Below are 18,096 nucleotides of genomic sequence, written 5' to 3'. Positions count from 1 at the left end.
ATCCGGTTTAAAGCAGTGACGACAGCCCGATCAGGACTGGTCTTCAGGTTCGTCGGGCACGCCCGAATGCGGGCCGGGCCGGTTTGCGCGGTCGATGAGGATCGACATTTCGATGCCACGGGCGATCTGCTCGTCGTGGAAGAAGCGCAAAGTGGGGACAGTATGTATGTGCAGCAGCTTGTACAGCTGGGAATGCAGCCAACCGGCTTTCTCGTTCAGCAAGGCGGTCGCGGCTTCGGGCTCGGCGCCCAGAACCGTGAAATACACCTTGGCATGCGCGTAGTCGGTCGACAATTCCACACCAGAGAGCGTGATCAGTCCAGCGCGGCTCGTGTCGATCTCGCGCTGGATGATCCCGGCCAGATCCTTCTGGATCTGGTCGGCCAGCCGCAGATTGCGGCCGGGGATGGCTTTGGACTTGTGACGGCTCATTAGAAAAAATGCCTCGCGGTCGCCTTACAGCGTACGCGCGATTTCCTTGATTTCAAAGACTTCCAGCTGGTCGCCCACCTGGATGTCGTTGTTGCCGCGCAGCGTAAGGCCGCAGTCGAAGCCCGACTTGACTTCCTTGACGTCGTCCTTGAAGCGGCGCAGCGAATCGAGCTGGCCGGTCCACTGGACCACGTTGTTGCGCAGCAGGCGGACTTGCGAATCGCGACGCACCAGGCCGTCCAGCACCATACAACCGGCGATGTTGCCGATGCGGGAAATGCTGTAAACCTCGCGGATCTCGACCAAGCCGATGACTTCTTCCTTTTTCTCGGGCGCCAACATGCCCGACATGGCTGCCTTCACTTCATCCACGGCGTCGTAGATGATGTTGTAGTAGCGCACGTCGATGCCGTTGTTCTCGGCCAGCTTCTTGGCGCTGGCTTCGGCGCGGACGTTGAAGCCGATGACGACGGCGTTCGAGGCGATGGCCAGGTTGATGTCGCTTTCCGAGATGCCGCCCACGGCGGCGTGCACGACCTGCACGCGCACTTCGTCTGTCGACAGCTTGACCAGGGACTGCACCAGCGCTTCCTGCGAACCCTGGACGTCGGTCTTCACGATCAGGGCCAGGGTCTGCGTGCCCTCGCCCAGGTTGTCGAACATGGACTCGAGCTTGGCGGCCTGTTGGCGGGCCAGCTTGACGTCGCGGAACTTGCCCTGGCGGAACAGCGCGATTTCGCGCGCCTTGCGCTCGTCGGACAGCACCATCAGCTCGTCGCCAGCGGCCGGCACTTCGGTCAGGCCCTGGATTTCCACGGGGATCGACGGACCGGCTTCCTGGATAGGCTTGCCGTTTTCGTCCAGCATGGCGCGCACGCGGCCAAAGCTTGCGCCGGCCAGCACCACGTCGCCACGGTGCAGGGTGCCGCTTTGCACCAGGATGGTCGCGACCGGGCCGCGGCCCTTGTCGAGACGAGCTTCGATCACCAGGCCCTTGGCGGGCGCGTCGACGGGAGCCTTCAGTTCCAGCACTTCGGCCTGCAGCAGCAGGTTTTCCAGCAGATCGTCGATGCCTTCGCCGGTCTTGGCCGACACGGACACGAACGGCACGTCGCCGCCGTATTCTTCCGGCACCACTTCCTCGGCAACCAGTTCCTGCTTGACGCGGTCGGGGTTGGCGGAGGGCTTGTCGATCTTGGTCATGGCCACGACCATCGGAACGCCTGCGGCCTTCGCGTGGTGGATGGCTTCGCGGGTCTGCGGCATCACGCCGTCGTCGGCCGCGCAGACCAGGATGACGATGTCGGTCGCCTTGGCGCCGCGGGCACGCATGGCGGTAAACGCCTCGTGGCCCGGGGTGTCAAGGAAGGTCACCATGCCGCGTTCGGTCTGAACGTGGTAGGCGCCGATGTGCTGAGTAATGCCGCCGGCTTCGCCCGCGGCAACCTTGGCGCGGCGGATGTAGTCCAGCAGCGAGGTCTTGCCGTGGTCGACGTGGCCCATGACGGTGACAACCGGCGCGCGCGGCAGCTGTTCGGCTTCCGACACGCTGGCGGTTTCGTCCAGGAAGGCTTCCGGGTCGTCCAGCTTGGCGGCGATTGCCACGTGGCCCAGTTCCTCGACCACGATCATGGCGGTTTCCTGGTCCAGCACCTGGTTGATGGTGACCATCTGGCCCAGCTTCATCAATTGCTTGATGACTTCTGCGGCCTTGACGGACATCTTGTGGGCCAGGTCGGCCACGCTGATGGTTTCCGGCACGTGAACTTCACGCGCGATGAATTCCTGCGGCGCCGGCTCGTTGCGGCGATCGTTCTGCTGGTTGCGGCCGCCTCGGCCGCCCTTGCCGCCGCCCTTGCCGCCAGCGCGCCAGCCGTCGCGGCTGGCCGGGGCTGCCGGCTTGTCCGCGGGCTTCTTGCGCGAAGCGTCATCGGACCAGGTCGAAGCGACTTCGGCGGTCTTGATGGTCTTCTTCGCGCCGGGAGCGGCGGGCTTGGCGTCCTTCTTGGCGCCGGGAGCGGCGCCCGGCTTGCCAGCCGGCTTGTGCAGCGTGCCGGAGATCGGCGCGGCAGCGGCGGGCGCTTCCGGTTCGGGAGCGCGCAGCACCTTGCGCGGACGGTTCAGCATCTCGCGCAGAGCGGCGGCTTCAGCCTCGGCCTTGCGGCGGGCCTCGTCGCGGGCCGCCGGCGCGGCGGAAGCCGCGAGAGGCGGGCCGGCGCGGCGGTTGTCCGCACGGTTGCCAACCTTGACGGCGGGCGCGGCGGGCTCGGGCTTCGCGGCGGTTTTGACGGGTTCGGACTTCGCGGCAGGCTGAGCCTGGGCGACAGGCGCGGCGGCCTGGGAGGAAGATGGTTCGGACTTATTGGCTAGCACAACGGGTTCCGGCTTGGCTTCTTCAGCCTTGGGCTCGGTGGATTCAGTCTTGACTTCGGGCTTGGCCTCTTCGGCCACGGGCTCGGCAGGAGCAGGCGCCGGCGTCGGTTCGGGTTCAGGCTGGGCCTGGACTTCGGCGGCTTTCGCCTCGACGGGAGCGGGCGCTTCGGCCGCGACGGATTCAACAGGCGCGGGCGCTTCGACCGGCGCGGGCGCTTCTGCAGCAACGGGCTCTTCCGCCTTGGCCGGGGCAATAGCCTCAGCCTGGACGGGAGCGGTCTCGCGAGGAGCGGCAGCTTCGGGTGCGACGGGCGCCGACACTTCCTGCGGCGCCGCTTCGGCGGCTGCCTCATCTTCGGCACGCGCGGACGCGGCCTGTTCCAGGGCGATTTCGGAGGGATCACGCTTGACGAACACGCGCTTCTTGCGCACTTCGACCTGGATCGTGCGCGAACGGCCGGTGGCATCCGCCTGGCGGATCTCGGACGTCTGGCGGCGCGTCAAGGTGATCTTCTTGCCTTCGGTCGCGCCGTGGGCGCGACGCAGCGATTCGAGCAATTTCGCCTTGTCGCTGTCGGTGACGGAATCGTCGACCGATTTGAGGTCAACGCCAGCCGAGCGCAGCTGATCCAGCAGCACATTGGCAGGCATTTTCAGCTCGGTAGCGAACTGCGCGACGGTATTACTCGACATTAGGCTCTCTCTTCCCTATATGCAGCTATTACAAACAACGTGAACTCGCGGCGGCGGATATTCCGTCCGCCGCGGACCCGTGTCCTTTTGGTTATTCCTCGTCGAACCAATGGGCGCGGGCACGCATGATGAGATCGCTGGCTTCCTGCTCGGTCAGACCGGCGATTTCCGCCAGTTCGTCCGTCGCCAGTTCGGCCAGATCATCACGCGTATGCACTTGGCGCTCGGCCAGCTTGGCAGCCAGTTCGGGCGTCATGCCTTCGAGTTCGAGCAAATCCTGCGCGGTCTCAAGGCGCTCTTCCTGGGCGATCGCCTCGGTCAGCAGCGCATTGCGGGCACGGGCGCGCAACTCATTGATGGTGTCTTCGTCAAAGGCCTCGATTTCCAGCAGTTCCTGCATGGGCACGTAGGCGATTTCCTCGATACCGGTAAAACCTTCGTCGATCAGGATGTCAGCGACTTCCTCGTCGACGTCCAGCTTGCTCATGAACGTGGCGCGCAGGCCCGAACGCTCGACTTCCTGGCGGTTCAGGCTTTCTTCCGGCGTCATGATGTTGATCTGCCAGCCGGTCAGCTCGGAAGCCAGGCGAACGTTCTGACCCTTGGCGCCGATGGCCTTGGGCAGGTTTTCCTCGTCCACCACGACGTCCATCGCGTGCTTGTCTTCATCAACGACGATGGACTCGACGTTGGCCGGCGCCAGGGCGCCGATGACAAACTGCGCGGGGTCTTCCGACCACAGCACGATATCGACCTGTTCGCCGCCCAGCTCGTTGCGCACGGCGGTCACGCGCGAACCGCGCATGCCCACGCAGGTGCCGATCGGGTCGATGCGCTTATCGTATGCCACCACGGCGATCTTCGCACGCACGCCGGCGTCGCGGGCCGCGGCCTTGATCTCCAGCAGGCCCTGCTCGATTTCGGGGACTTCATTCTCGAACAGCTGGCGGATGAATTCCGGCGCGGTGCGCGACAGGATCACCTGCTGGCCGCGCGCGGCGTGGTCTACGCGCAACACAAAGGCGCGGACGCGGTCGGCCACCCGGAGGTTTTCCTTCGGGATCATTTCGGAACGCGGCAGGCGCGCTTCGATCTTGCCGGTTTCGACGATGGCGTCGCCCTTGTCCATGCGCTTGATCGTGCCGGACACGATGGTCTCGCCACGGTCCAGGAAGTCGTTCAGCACCTGCTCGCGCTCGGCGTCGCGGATCTTCTGCAGAATGGCCTGCTTGGCGGCCTGCGCGCCGATGCGGCCGAACTCGATGGGTTCGAGCGGCTCTTCGATGTACTCGCCTTCCTTGATGCCGGGGACGATTTCCTGCGCGTCCGACAGCATTTCCTGCTTGTCGGGCTCTTGCAGGCCAGCCTCGTCGGGCACGACCAGCCAGCGGCGGAAGCCTTCGTGATCGCCCGTGTCCCTATCGATGGCGACACGGATATCCGCATCATCCTTGAAGCGCTTTTTCATCGCCGAGGCCAGCGCGCTTTCCAGCGCTCCGAACACGACGTCGCGCGTGACGTTCTTTTCACGCGCCAAGGCATCGACCAACAGAAGAATTTCGCGACTCATCGCTTTTTGCCCTTGAAATCCAGAACGGGATCCAGTTTTGCACGTTCGATATCGTCGACCGTGAAATTCAATACCTGGACGTCGTTCTTTTTTGCCTCAAATTCGAGACCGAACACGGTCTTTTGCATTCCAGCAGCCGCGTCGGAGGCTGCGGCGTCGTCTTCGGGCACCGTCAGGGTGCCGGCAAAGACCTTGCGGCCGTCCAATGCCTCGCGCAGCTTGATTTCGATGCGCTCGCCTGCGAACCGGCGGAAGTCGGCCTCGTTGCGCAGCGGGCGGTCGACGCCCGGCGAACCGACTTCCAGCCGCTTGTAGTCGACGTTCTCGACTTCGAACACCCGCGACAACTGGCGGGACACCTGTTCACAGTCTTCGATGCGCACACCGCCGACCCGATCGATCGTGACGCGCAAAAGGCCCAGGGCGGCACGCTCGACGTCCACGAGTTCGACGTCCATGCCGGCCAGAGCCTCTTTGGTCAATGCGAATAAATCAGCCATATACTCAAAAAAAATGGGCTGCACGCCCAGCCCACCGTATTGCACAGCGCCCAGCCGCCACCCTACTGCACGTAAGGAGCAATGCTGGGCAGTGCCCTATATTGCGACCTAAATTTGGCTTGCGCCGCCCCAGGCCATTAAGACCCGCCGCCCCAACCCGCAACCCGGGCCAGGCAGCACCAGGCGCAAAGTCCGATGCAAACTGCCAGCTCTTGCCGCCCCTGTATTTGCGTGCTTTTCCTTGCGGGCACGCAAAAGGCGACGGCGCGAAGCCATGAAAACCATTGATTTTACCAGATAAACTGGAAAAACGCCTGATTCGTCGCGGGCTTACGTTTATGCGGGACATATCCCGCGCAGCGGCGCGTCCGGCGCGCCGCCCGCAGGCCTTCAGCGACCCTGACGACCGCGCCCGCCCATCACGCCCAAACGGGATTCGTGCGCCGAGGCGCCGCGCGGCTGCCAGTCATCGCCGCGCGGGGACGACGAGGCATTACGGGGTGCGCGCGGCTTGCCGCCAGCGTTCGGCCCCTTATTGCCGCCGGCGCCGCCCGACTTGTTACCGCTACGGCCGCCACCGGCGCCTGCCGGCTTGCCGCCGCGACCGCTATTGCCACGCGCACCGGCAGGCTTGCCGCCAGCCGAGCGACGACCGCCAGCCGGCGCTTCCGCGACGTTGCCGCCGCCAGCCTCGACCGACACGGCATTGCCAGGCTGGCCGCCCGCCGCAGCCGCGCGCGGACCGCGCGGCTTGCCGCCGGACTTGCCACCAGGCTTGCCCCCGCCCTGCTTGCCGCCGGCCTTGCCGCCCGCCCCCGCTGCGGAACGGCCGCCGCCAGGCTTGCCGCCCTTGCGGTTGCCCCCAGCGCCCTCTCCCGACAGGGGATGGCCGTTGGCATAACCACCGGCAATCATCAGGCCCGTGCCAAAAGGATCCGACGGACACGCGGCCGCCTGGCCTGCGCTGCCCAAGCGGCCGCCTTGCAGCTTGCCGCGGCGGCCGATGCGCGCGCCGTTCATGCCGTTGCGGTCCATGGTGCCGAAACCCGGGGGCAGCGCGCTGTCATGCGACTGCGGCTGCTTGGAGCGGCGACGGTTGCCGCCGGATTCATCGTCGTCGCGTACCAGGCCCAACTGGACCATCAAGGCCGTGACCAGGGAAGAATCCAGCTCTTCCCAGCGGCCGCGGCGCAGCGTACGCGGCAGGACCACGTCGCCGAAACGGGTGCGGATCAGCCGGCTGACCGTGACGCCCACGGCCTCGAACATGCGGCGGACTTCGCGGTTGCGGCCTTCCTGCAGGGTGACGCGGTACCAGCGGTTGCTGCCGTCGCCGCCCAGGTAGTCCAGGGCGCCGAAGGCAGCCATGCCGTCGTCCAGCTCGATGCCGTCGACCAGCGATTGGCGCTGAGCCTCGTCCATTTCTCCCAGCACACGCACCGCGTACTCGCGTTCCGTGCCGTAGCGCGGATGCATGATGCGGTTGGCCATGTCGCCGGAGGTCGTGAAGATCAACAGGCCTTCCGTGTTCAGATCCAGACGGCCGACCGACAACCACTTGCCCGTGCGCAGCTTCGGCAGGCGGGCAAAAACGCTTGCGCGGCCGCCCGGGTCGTCATGGCTGACGATCTCGCCAGCGGGCTTGTGATACAGGATCACGCGCGGCGGCTTTTTCGTATTGACGCGCATGATGGGCTTGCCGTTGACGCGCACCTGGTCATTGGGCGCCACGCGCTGGCCGATATGGGCCGGCTCGCCGTTGACCGACACGCGGCCCGCAACGATCAGTTCTTCCATTTCGCGGCGCGAACCGATGCCGGCGTCCGCCAGGACCTTGTGCAGCTTGGGCATGACCGAATCGCTGTTCAGGTACTTGCCCAGACGCTGCTCCATGCGGTCAGCGGTTTCCAGGTACGACAACGCCTGCTCGGCTTCCTGCTCGGTGCCGCGCGACTCCTGCGGCTCGGCCTGAGGGGCGGCAGCCGCCGCGGGCTGCGCTTCGCCGGCCGGCGCCTGCTCGGCGGCGGTATCGCCGCGGCGACGGCGGAACGGCGTTCTCAGCTTGCGGCCCCTGCCGCGGGCTCCCGTCTCGCCTTCAGCCGCCGGCTCACGCGCGGCGGATTCCGGCTGGCCATTGGAAGCGGCATCATCCGAACGGGGATTGTCGTCCTGCATTGCTGTATTCGTTGTCACTGGGACAGCTCCGAATTTCAAACTTGGGTGGGCCTGCCTGCGGCAGGCTCGTCATCATCTGGGGACGCCGGCTGTCGGTCGGCCTCGGGCCGCTCGACGCCTGCCTCGTCCGATTCCGGAGAGGCGGCATCCGGGCCAGGCCGAACAGGATCGGCAAGACCGGAAGCGGGCTCATGCCCGGCGGCGTCAGGCGCCGCGGTATCGGTCTCGTCAATCGGGTCGGTCGGTTCCGCGTGTTTTGCGTTCTCGACGCTTTCCTTTGCAGCGCCGGCTTCTGGGGCATCGGCGGCCATATCGGAAATGTCGTTGTCAGCCGCATCGTCGGGAAAACCGGACGTGGCTGACGTATTGGACAAGCCTTCGGCTTGCTCCCGGACGGTGGATTCGTCGGCGGGATCCGCGCCTTCTTCTGTGCGCGAAAGCATGGATTCTACGCTATCGACGGGAGCGATGGGTACATCCTGTTCCGAAACAGACAATTCCGCAACCGGAATACTGACTTCGGACGCCTCACCCTCGCCTGCCGTAGCCGCAGGTTCGCCGTCAGGACGAGCCTCGGCTTCGCCGCCAACCCCGCCCTCGGCGCTCACCTCACCCTCGACGCCTTCCGCAGCCTCGGCAACCGCCTGACCGGCAGCGTCGGCGTCCTCGGTGGGCGCATCCTCGGCGGCGGGCGCTTCGCCGCCCAGCACCTGCTGCACTTCACCCAGATCCAGCCCGGCGAGCGCGGCCGCGGCCTGCGCGGATTCCAGCGCCGGCAATTCGTCCAGGGCGCGCAGGCCCAGGTCATCGAGAAACTGGCGCGTCGTGCCGAACAGCGCCGGACGGCCCGGCGCGTCGCGGTGGCCGATGACCTCGATCCAACCGCGGTCCTCCAGCGCCTTCACGATCTGCGAAGACACGGTGACGCCGCGGATATCCTCGATGTCGCCCCGCGTCACCGGCTGGCGCCAGGCCACGATGGCCAGCGTTTCCATCACGGCGCGCGAATACTTGGGCGGCTTTTCCGGATTGAGGCGCTCAAGGTAGCGCTGCATGCGCGGACGGCTCTGAAAGCGCCATCCGGTGGCCAACTGCACCAGCTCCAGCCCGCCATCGGCCCAATTGGCCTGCAACGTTTCCAGAAGCGTGCGCAATGCGCTGTTGTCGAATTGTTCATCGTCCCCGAATAGCTTGCGCATATCGGACAGTTGCATCGGCTGCGCCGCGCAAAGCAGCGCGGTTTCCAACACGAGTATTGCCTCGCTATCGTTCATCGACATTCAAATTCAAAAAGGGCTAACTTGCGCTAGGTTGAAAATAAGGCTACTATTCATTTCTCAGACGCGGGGTGGAGCAGTCTGGCAGCTCGTCGGGCTCATAACCCGAAGGTCGTAGGTTCAAATCCTGCCCCCGCAACCAAATTGATTCAGGCCTGGCGATTTCGCCGGGCCTTTTTCATTTGCGGCGCCGGAAAAAATCCGCAGATCCAGCAAACCCGGCTGCACCGACGTGCGCAGCACGGCAGCACAGGCACCCGCCGCCGCACCGGCAGCCTCAGCGGCTCGCCAGCAACAGACTGCATGGGTTTGCGTAGTTCTCACTGGATTCCTGTGTTTACCGCCATGCGCCCCGGATAGAGATACCCCGGACATGTGCCGAAACGACCGCGCCAATCGGGATTGAGCGGGATGCCTGCCGCGCCCCGCGCAGCAAACACTCAAGCAAATTCTGGAAAAGCCGGCACAAATCGCCAGCCAGCCCGCGGAGCACGCCGGCAACCCGGCGCCGCCTTCCCGCGGCAATCGATATCAAGGACCTGAATCATCAAGGTTCGGGCGCCACGGACAGACCGCCACAACCCACAAACCCGATACGTTTCCCCTGGCGCACGCGAAAAACCAGTTCCGCAATGCCCGCGGCCCACATAAGCCGCAACCACGATTCTTGGATGTTTTCTAACCAGACAAGGCCGGCATCCGCCCGCCGCGTCCAACATATTCAAGCAGTTGTTTCATTATACCGCCATATACCCCACCCTCAAGCCCGCACAGCGCCTTGCGCGGCGCAAAAACTACGGAGCAGGCTTGTCCCACGGCGTGGATTCCAGGCGGTCCACCAGAAAATCCAGCATGGACCTCAAGATCAGAGGCATCTGGCGGCGCGAGACATAAACACCATAAATACCCAGCTCCTGCGGCTTGCTTTGCGTCAGGATGGCCCGCAGGCGGCCCGATGCGATGTAGTCCGCGGCATAGTAGGTCGGCAGCATCGCAATACCCGCACCCTCCAGCGCCGCGCGCGACAACACCGACACCTCGTTCGCGCTGATATTGCCACTGACCGGCACATCCACCGGCTCGCCGTCGCGCTCGAAGCGCCACAGGCTCTTGCCGAAATACGAATGAGTCAGACAGTTGCGCAAGGACAGGTCCTCGATGCGCGCCGGCACGCCTTCGCGCTGCAGGTACTCGGGCGAGGCGCACACCACCGAACGGCAGACCGCCAGCTTGCGGGCGATCAGGTTGGGATCCAGGTCATTGGTGATACGCACCGCCAGATCCACGCGCTCTTCCACCAGATTGACGGCGCGGTCGACCAGCATCAGGTCAACCGAGGTGCCCGGATGCAGCTTGACGTAGTCGGTAATGGCGCTGGCCAGATGGCGGGAGCCAAACGACATGCTGGTGGTAATGCGCAGCAGCCCGCGGGGCGTGTCGTCCGGGGTCGATACCGCATTGCGCAGGTCTCCCACCATGTCCAGCATCTGGCGGCAGCGCGGCAGCGTTTCGGCGCCGGCCGGCGTCAGGCTCAGGCGCCGCGTCGTGCGGTGCAGCAGGCGCACCCCCACCCATTGCTCCATTTCCGCGAGATAGCGCGACACCATGGCGCGCGACATGTCCAGATGGATCGCCGCCGCCGACAGGCTGCCCCTGTCAGCGACTTCCACGAATACCTGCATGGCTTTCAAACGATCCATGATTGTCTCGATTCTTGCACCAGACCGCTCCGGTTATACCGTATTTCGGCGCAACATCGACACCATAATCGAGACGGCCACCCGCAAGCCCTGACCAGACCAGACGCTCAGACGCAGACGATCAAGGAGCCGGCTGCCCGAGCGCAACGCCCAAGGCGGCACGGACCTCATTGACATCCAACCCCCGCAGGATGCAGACCAGCCGTGACGCCCGCTCCTCGTCCGGCCACTGCTCCAGCTGATTGATCGGATAGAGCTCGCCATGCACGCCATGCACCTCGCACGGCAGCGCCTCACCCTCAAAGCACACCAGCCCCTTCATGCGCAGCAAGCCCTGCCCAAAGCGTTCCAGAACCCGCGACATGCCCGCAAGAAACGCCGCCCGTCCGACAGGAGCAGCCAATACCAGCGAGAAACTGCCCACATCTCCATGAACGGCGGCTCTCGACTGCGCGAAGGGCCGCAACCAGTTCGCAAGGGTCACGCCATCGCGCCTGGCCCGCAGGTCGAGACCCGTGCGCAGCGGATCCGCAAGCGGCGCATCAGGCCATTGCACGCAGCGCTGCGCCCCCGGATTAATGGCGGCGACGGCCTGATCCAGAAGATCCAGACTCGCGGCGTCCGCCAGGTCCGGCTTGCTGAACACCACGACATCCGCCAGGGCCAGTTGCCGCGGGGCTTCGGGCTGCCGCTCCAATTGGTCCAACCCATTGCGGGCGTCCGCCAGGACGATCGCGCCCCGGTACGCATAGCGCTCGGCGAGGAAGCGGTCGTGTTTGAGGGTGAACAGGATGGGCGCGGGATCGGCCAATCCGCTGGTTTCGATGACCACGCGACGAAAGGGCTTGATCTTGCGGCTGAGCGCCAACATGAATAATTCGCGTAAAGCGTCGACTACCGCGCCGCTGACGACGCAACACAGGCAGCCGCCCTCAACCAGGACAATGTTGTCGCGGGCCTGGCGCACCAGGTGATGGTCCACACCGATCTCACCGTACTCATTGACGATGACGACAGCATCAGCGTATGCCGGATCCCTCAGCAGGCGATTGAGCAGCGACGTCTTGCCGCTACCCAGGAAGCCGGAAATCACCGTCACGCCTATGCGTTTGTCGTCCATACCCGATCTTCCATGCTCGCCGCCCTGATGGAGAAAACCAAAAGGGCCATTCACTTGCGTGAATGGCCCTGAATTCTTTGGCTCCCCGAGCTGGGCTCGAACCAGCGACCTGCGGATTAACAGTCCGTCGCTCTACCGACTGAGCTATCGGGGAACTGCTAAGAAACGAGATTATGAACTAAAAATTTGAAGTGTGCAAATCGCTGATTTTTTCGCCTGTTTGGCCCGCTTGGTTTCCCATCGCAAAAAAACTCTGATATGATCTCGGTCTTTCCAGATCGGACCCCATAAACAGGGTGACGGACCGGAAAAAACGAAGATGTTTTGCTTGCGGCTCTTACAGGAGCGGAGCAAATGGTCTTGCCGGCATAGCTCAGTTGGTAGAGCAGCGCATTCGTAATGCGAAGGTCGTAGGTTCGACTCCTATTGCCGGCACCAGATTCCAAAAAGCAGCCCGCTCGGGCTGCTTTTTTCATTTCCGCGCCGGTTCGCGCGCCGAACCCTCACCCGGGAACTCCCGTCCGCCGCCACGCGTCCAATCTGCTGGACCATCCTGCGGACACGACCATGCGCATCCTTCTAGTCGAAGATGACCTCATGATAGGCGAGAGCGTGCTGGACTGCCTGCGCGCCGAACACTACGCCGTAGACTGGGTCAAGGACGGCAATGCCGCGGAGCTCGCGCTGCGCACCGATACGTACGACCTCATACTTCTGGATCTGGGGCTGCCCAAGCGCGACGGCCTGTCGCTCCTACGCGACCTGCGCACGCGCAAGGACCGCACGCCGGTGCTGATAGCCACCGCCCGCGATGCCGTGAGCGACCGGATCGCGGGACTGGACGCCGGCGCCGACGACTATGTGGTCAAACCCTACGACGTGGATGAATTGCTGGCCCGCATGCGCGCCCTGATCCGCCGCAGCGCAGGCCGCGCGGAACCGGTGTTCGAGCATGAGGGCATCACCATCGATCCCCAGTCGCACGCCGCCATGGTGGACGGCGCTCCGGTCACGCTGACCGCGCGCGAATGGGCGGTGCTCGAACCGCTGATCGCTCGCCCGGGCATGATTTTTTCGCGCGCCCAGCTGGAAGAAAAGCTGTACAGCTGGAAAGACGGCATCAGCAGCAACGCTGTTGAGGTTTATATTCATGGCCTGCGCAAGAAGCTGGGTCCGAACCTGATCCAGAACGTCAGAGGCGTCGGCTATGTCATCCCCAAAACATGAGCATTCCGCTTAGCTACTCACTGAGAGCCAGGCTGCTTTTCTTCCTGTTGGCCGCCATCGTGGTCGGCGCGCTGGTGCAAGGCGCCATCGCTTACCGCAGCACTTTGGCGCAGGCCGACGATATCTTCGACTCGCTGCTGCAGCGCACCGCCCTGTCGCTGGGCACCGGCGACGGACTGCTCAGCACAGGTCCGGCGCACGCGCGCGGCGCGGGTTCGCCCGTGGCGGACGACCTGATCATCCAGATCTGGACGCCCGACGGCGTGCGCGTCTTCAATTCCCGATCCCGCCGGCCGCTGCCGGACCAGATCATCCTCGGCTTCTCCGACGCGAAGATGGAGGGCAGCACCTACCGCGTATATTCGCTGGCCACGCCCTTCCAGGTCATCCAGGTGGCGCAGGACATGACCGTGCGCACCAGCATGGCGCGCGCGCTGGCGCTGCGCACCATCGCCCCCATCGCCGCCGCCGCTCCCCTGCTCATGCTGATCGTCTGGTGCGTGGTCAGCTGGTCGCTACGGCCTGTGAAGCGGGCGCGCGCCCAGGTTGCGGCGCGCCAGCCGGAAGATCTGTCGCCCGTCAGCGTGGAGGGCCTGCCCGATGAGATCCGGCCGCTGGTGCTGGAACTGAACCTGCTGCTGGAGCGCATGCGCGGCGCCTTCGCGCAGCAAAAGCAGTTCGTCGGCGATGCGGCGCACGAACTGCGTTCGCCCCTGACTGCGCTACGCCTGCAATTGCAGGCCCTGCAACGCGCGGGCGACACGGATGCGCGCCGGCTGGCCGAACAGCGGCTGGCAGCCGGCATCGACCGCGCGACACGCCTGGTCGAACAGCTGCTATCCATGGCGCGCCATGAAAGCGCGGCCGGACAGGCACCCGCCGAAACCGTGGACCTGGCCGACGTGCTGCGCCAGGCGCTCTCTGAAATGCTGCCCCAGGCCAACGCGAAATCGATCAGCATCGACCTGGACGGCGCGCCGCAAGCATCGGTGCAGGGACATCGCGACGCGCTGACGCTGCTGGCACGCAACCTGCTGGACAACGCAATCAAGTACACGCCCGCCGGCAAGCGCGTCCACCTCCATCTGGAACAGGCTCCCGGCGAGACGACCCTGCTGATCGACGACGAGGGCCCCGGCATTGCGCCGGACGAGCGCGAGCGCGTGTTCGACCGTTTCTACCGCGTCGAAGGCAATTCGCAGCACGGCAGCGGCCTGGGGCTGGCGATCGCGCGCAGCATCGCCGACCAGCACGGCGCCACCATAGAACTGCAGGACACGCCGGTGGGCGCAGGCCTGCGCGTGAAGGTGGTTTTTCCGACTTAAGACTCGCCTAAGTGTCAGGCCCGAAGATAGCGCCATGTCCTTCAACATGAACGCAGGAGCCGACATGAAGACCACCCAAATGAAACCCTCGCGCCTGGTGCTGGCGCTGCTGGCAGCCGGCGCCATAGGCGGCGCGGGCGCAACCGCCTTCACCGGCGGCGTTTCGATGGCGGCCACCGCGCCGGCCATCGCTTCCTCCTTCCAGGCGCCGGGCACGTCCAGCCCGCCCAACTTTGCGCAGATCACGCGCGACTTCGGTCCGGCCGTGGTGAACATCAGCGTCAGCGGCACCCGCAAGGTGTCCGCCGACGAAGGCGATCCGTTCGCCCAATTCTTCGGCCAGATTCCCGGCGCGCGCGGCCAGCGGCCCGCGCGTGAAGTGCCCATGCGCGGCGAAGGCTCCGGCTTCATCGTCAGCGCCGACGGCATCATCCTGACCAATGCGCACGTGGTGCAGGACGCCAAGGAAGTCACGGTCAAGCTGACCGACCGCCGCGAATACAAGGCCCGCGTGCTGGGCTCGGATCCGCAGACCGACGTGGCCGTCCTCAAGATCGACGCCAAGAACCTGCCGGTGGTGAAGGTGGGCGACGTCAACCAGCTGCAGGTGGGCGAATGGGTGCTGGCCATCGGCTCGCCCTACGGCCTGGAGAACACGGCCACCGCCGGCATCGTCAGCGCCAAGGGCCGGTCGCTGCCCGACGACACCTCGGTGCCCTTCATCCAGACGGACGTGGCGGTCAACCCCGGCAACTCGGGCGGCCCGCTGTTCAACGACCGCGGCGAAGTCGTGGGCATCAATTCGCAGATCTACAGCCGCACCGGCGGATTCCAGGGCCTGTCGTTCTCGATCCCGATCGACGTGGCCTACAAGATCAAGGACCAGATCCTCGAACACGGCAAGGTGCAGCACGCCAGGCTGGGCGTGACGGTGCAGGAAGTGAACCAGGACCTGGCCAACTCCTTCAAGCTGGATACCCCCTCGGGCGCGCTGGTTTCCAGCGTGGAGAAAGGCAGCGCCGCCGACAAGGCCGGCCTGCAGCCTGGCGACGTGGTGCGCAAGATCGACGGCAAGACCATCGTGTCCTCGGGCGACCTGGCCTCCACCATCACGCTGGCGACTCCGGGCGAAAAGATCAAGCTGGACGTCTGGCGCAACGGCTCGCAGAAGGAGCTGGTCGCCACCCTGGGCGGCGTGCCCAAGGACAAGACGCAGGCCTCGGCTGGCGACCAGGAGGTTCAGCGCGGCCAACTCGGCCTGGCACTGCGTCCGCTGAGCCCGCAGGAGCAGCAGGCGGCTGGCGCCGAGGGGCTGCTGATCGAACGCTCGATCGGACCGGCCGCCAAGGCCGGGATCGAACCGGGAGATGTGCTGCTGTCGCTGAACGGCGTACCGGTGCGCAACGTCGCTCAGGTGAAGGACGCGCTGTCCAAGGCGGGCAAGACGGTCGCCCTGCTGGTACAGCGCGGCGAAGACAAGATCTTCGTGCCGGTGCAGATCGGCTGAGCCGGTCTGCACCCGGATAGGCGCTACTCCGCGTCGGGCTGCTTGCCCGGCGCGGCCGCGTCGAACGCCGGCAATGCACGGCAGGCGGCATCGATGCGCACGACGTTGGGCATGGCCGACAGGTCGCAGTCGAAACGCTGGGCGTTCGCCACCTGGGGCACCAGGCACAGATCGGCAATGGTGGGTGTATCGCCGTGGCAGAAGAGGCCGGTGGCGGAAGAACCGGCCAATTGCGCCTCCAGGGCTTCCAGGCCCTGATGCACCCAGTGCTTGTACCAGGCGGTCTTGGCCGCCTCGTCCACGCCCAGGGTGTGCTTCAGGTACTTCAGCACGCGCAGGTTGTTCAGGGGATGCGTGTCGCAGGCGATGCCCAGAGCCAGGTCGCGCACCCGCGCGCGGCCTACCGCGTCCGCCGGCAGCAACGGCACTTCAGGATGCGTTTCTTCCAGGTATTCGATGATGGCCAGCGATTGGCCGATGACGGCGTCGCCATCGACCAGCGTGGGCACCAGCGCGGTCGGATTCACCTTGCGATAATCCGCCGACAGTTGCTGGCCGCCGTCCTTCAGCAGATGCACGGGCAGGTATTCGTAGGGCAAGCCCTTCAGGTTGAGGGCGATGCGCACGCGGTACGCGGCCGAGCTGCGAAAGTAGCTGTACAACTGCATGAAGTCTCCTTGATTTTCTGTTGCGGCGCCGCGCATGCGCGCGGCGCCCGCCTGCTTATTCCAGCGATTCCGTCTGCGCCGACTTGCGGGACAGACCCTTGGGCAGCGGGAACGCCACATTCTCTTCCAGGCCGGGCATGGTGCGTACCGACACCGCGCCCAATTCCTTGACCCGATCGATCACCTGCTGCACCAGGATCTCCGGCGCGGAAGCGCCCGCGGTCACGCCGATGCGCTTGCGGCCCACCAGCCAGGCCGGATCGATCGATTGCGCACCGTCGATCAGATAGGACGCGACGCCCTTGCGCTCGGCCACTTCGCGCAGCCGGTTGGAGTTGGAACTGTTGGGACTGCCCACCACCAGCACCAGGTCGCAATCCGGCGCCATCACCTTGACCGCGTCCTGGCGGTTCTGGGTGGCGTAGCAGATATCGCTTTTCTTGGGCTCGACGATGTTGGGAAAGCGTTCTTTCAACGCCCGCGACACGGCCGCCGCGTCGTCCACCGACAGGGTGGTCTGCGTGACGTAGGCCAGGTTCTCGGGATCGGTGACCTGCAGGCCGGCGACGTCCTCGACGGTCTCGACCAGGTACATGCCGCCCTGGGCCTGGCCCAGCGTGCCCTCGACCTCGGGATGGCCCTTGTGGCCGATCATGATGATCTCGCGGCCGGCCGCGCGCATGCGGGCCACCTCGATGTGGACCTTGGTGACCAGCGGGCAGGTGGCGTCGAACACGCGCAGCCCACGGGCGTCGGCTTCGGCCCGCACCGCCTTGGACACGCCGTGCGCCGAGAACACCACGATGGCGCCGGCGGGCGCGTCGTCCAGTTCATCGATGAAGATGGCGCCCTTGGCGCGCAGGTCTTCCACCACGTAGCGGTTATGGACGATTTCGTGGCGCACATAGATGGGCGCGCCATGCAATTCAAGCGCGCGCTCGACGATGTCGATGGCGCGATCCACACCGGCACAGAAGCCGCGCGGCTGCGCCAGCAGGACTTCGGCGTCGGTGGCGGTGACAACCTGGCTCATCAGAGGACTCCCAAGAGCGCCACGTCGACCCGCAAGCTGATGCCCGCGAGCGGGTGGTTGAAATCGAACAGGGCCGATTCGTCGTTGATTTCCTTCAGGACGCCCGAATAGCGGCCGCCGTTGGGCGCGGTGAATTCCACCAGGTCGCCGGGTTCGAAGGTGGCGTCGGCGCCCGCATGCTCGGCCAGCATGGCGCGCGTGACGCGCTGGATCAGTTCGGGGTTGCGTTCGCCGTAGGCGTCGGCGGGTTCGACCGTGACGCTGAAGCGCTCGCCTTCGGCGCGGCCGACCAGCGCCGCTTCCAGGCCAGGCGCCCATTGGCCGCCGCCCATCTGCAGCGTGCCGGGACGGCCATCGAAGGTGTCGGCGAACACGGAATCCTTGCCCGGGCCCGAGGCCAGCGTGATGCGATAGTGCAGCGTCAGGTAGGAATCCGGACGGACCAAAACGTTCACTTCATTAGAGGCGATGCTCAAGATCTGCCACCGTATATGCA

Annotated in this window: 14 protein-coding genes and 3 tRNA genes; 5 read left to right on the top strand and 12 right to left on the bottom strand. The window is 65.3% G+C overall.

Annotated features, from left to right (window positions below):
• Positions 1-30: 30 nt before the first annotated feature.
• From rbfA to scpB, 6 genes are all read right to left on the bottom strand, one after another.
• Positions 31-432 carry a 30S ribosome-binding factor RbfA gene (gene rbfA, locus IB258_RS23270; RefSeq protein WP_054450993.1) on the bottom strand — a complete coding sequence of 134 codons (402 nt, stop codon included), beginning with the start codon at positions 430-432 and terminating at the stop codon, positions 31-33.
• A 24-nt stretch (positions 433-456) separates the two neighbouring features.
• Positions 457-3,498, bottom strand: coding sequence for a translation initiation factor IF-2 (gene infB / locus IB258_RS23265; protein WP_054450992.1), 3,042 nt, complete (start codon positions 3,496-3,498; stop codon positions 457-459).
• Between the two features lie 91 nt (positions 3,499-3,589).
• Positions 3,590-5,068: a transcription termination factor NusA gene (gene nusA, locus IB258_RS23260; protein ID WP_054450991.1), complete on the bottom strand. Its 1,479-nt coding sequence runs from the start codon at positions 5,066-5,068 to the stop codon at positions 3,590-3,592.
• A complete protein-coding gene (rimP, locus tag IB258_RS23255; protein WP_054450990.1) occupies positions 5,065-5,568 on the bottom strand; it encodes a ribosome maturation factor RimP in 504 nt (167 codons plus the stop codon). Before rimP ends, nusA begins: the two co-directional genes overlap by 4 nt.
• 390 nt (positions 5,569-5,958) lie before the next feature.
• Positions 5,959-7,743, bottom strand: coding sequence for a pseudouridine synthase (locus IB258_RS23250; RefSeq protein ID WP_054450989.1), 1,785 nt, complete (start codon positions 7,741-7,743; stop codon positions 5,959-5,961).
• A gap of 35 nt (positions 7,744-7,778) precedes the next feature.
• Entirely contained in the window at positions 7,779-9,023 is a 1,245-nt protein-coding gene (scpB, locus tag IB258_RS23245; RefSeq protein ID WP_192353271.1) for an SMC-Scp complex subunit ScpB, read from the bottom strand.
• A 62-nt stretch (positions 9,024-9,085) separates the two neighbouring features.
• Between scpB and IB258_RS23240 the strand changes: the two genes are divergently transcribed.
• Positions 9,086-9,162: transfer RNA gene (locus IB258_RS23240), tRNA-Met, on the top strand.
• Positions 9,163-9,814: 652 nt separating this feature from the next.
• Here the strand turns inward: IB258_RS23240 and IB258_RS23235 are convergent.
• The 3 genes from IB258_RS23235 to IB258_RS23225 form a co-directional block, all read right to left on the bottom strand.
• Positions 9,815-10,720 (bottom strand): LysR family transcriptional regulator, encoded by a 906-nt coding sequence (locus IB258_RS23235; RefSeq protein ID WP_119450881.1) that lies wholly within the window; start codon positions 10,718-10,720, stop codon positions 9,815-9,817.
• A gap of 121 nt (positions 10,721-10,841) precedes the next feature.
• The gene (locus tag IB258_RS23230; protein ID WP_192353270.1) at positions 10,842-11,840 is read right to left on the bottom strand and encodes a GTP-binding protein; all 999 of its coding nucleotides are present in this window, start codon (positions 11,838-11,840) and stop codon (positions 10,842-10,844) included.
• Between the two features lie 78 nt (positions 11,841-11,918).
• A tRNA-Asn gene (locus IB258_RS23225) sits at positions 11,919-11,994 on the bottom strand.
• Between the two features lie 208 nt (positions 11,995-12,202).
• On the opposite strand from IB258_RS23225, the gene IB258_RS23220 reads away from it, so the two are divergent.
• From IB258_RS23220 to IB258_RS23205, 4 genes are all read left to right on the top strand, one after another.
• Positions 12,203-12,278 (top strand) — tRNA-Thr (locus tag IB258_RS23220).
• 129 nt (positions 12,279-12,407) lie between these two features.
• On the top strand, positions 12,408-13,067 hold the full coding sequence (locus IB258_RS23215; RefSeq protein WP_054450985.1) for a response regulator: 660 nt from the start codon (positions 12,408-12,410) through the stop codon (positions 13,065-13,067).
• Positions 13,064-14,392, top strand: coding sequence for an ATP-binding protein (locus IB258_RS23210; RefSeq protein WP_054450984.1), 1,329 nt, complete (start codon positions 13,064-13,066; stop codon positions 14,390-14,392). The genes IB258_RS23215 and IB258_RS23210 overlap by 4 nt, the downstream gene beginning before the upstream one ends.
• A 64-nt stretch (positions 14,393-14,456) precedes the next feature.
• On the top strand, positions 14,457-15,899 hold the full coding sequence (locus IB258_RS23205; RefSeq protein WP_054450983.1) for a DegQ family serine endoprotease: 1,443 nt from the start codon (positions 14,457-14,459) through the stop codon (positions 15,897-15,899).
• 23 nt (positions 15,900-15,922) lie between these two features.
• On the opposite strand, the gene maiA is transcribed toward IB258_RS23205, so the two are convergent.
• Genes maiA through IB258_RS23190 form a run of 3 tightly spaced genes read right to left on the bottom strand, consistent with a single transcriptional unit; the run spans position 15,923 to position 18,076 of the window.
• Positions 15,923-16,567, bottom strand: coding sequence for a maleylacetoacetate isomerase (gene maiA / locus IB258_RS23200; RefSeq protein ID WP_054450982.1), 645 nt, complete (start codon positions 16,565-16,567; stop codon positions 15,923-15,925).
• A 55-nt stretch (positions 16,568-16,622) separates the two neighbouring features.
• Positions 16,623-17,600, bottom strand: a complete 978-nt coding sequence (gene ispH / locus IB258_RS23195) for a 4-hydroxy-3-methylbut-2-enyl diphosphate reductase (protein ID WP_125473831.1) — start codon at positions 17,598-17,600, stop codon at positions 16,623-16,625.
• Positions 17,600-18,076, bottom strand: coding sequence for a peptidylprolyl isomerase (locus IB258_RS23190; RefSeq protein WP_192353269.1), 477 nt, complete (start codon positions 18,074-18,076; stop codon positions 17,600-17,602). The genes ispH and IB258_RS23190 overlap by 1 nt, the downstream gene beginning before the upstream one ends.
• Between the last annotated feature and the right edge of the window lie 20 nt (positions 18,077-18,096).

It is taken from the genome of Achromobacter sp. ACM02 (assembly GCF_014851605.1).
In the GTDB taxonomy this organism is placed as follows: Bacteria; Pseudomonadota; Gammaproteobacteria; order Burkholderiales; family Burkholderiaceae_B; genus Achromobacter; species Achromobacter aegrifaciens.
Note: the sequence above shows the minus strand (reverse complement) of the source record. Positions and strands in the feature narration are given on the sequence as shown.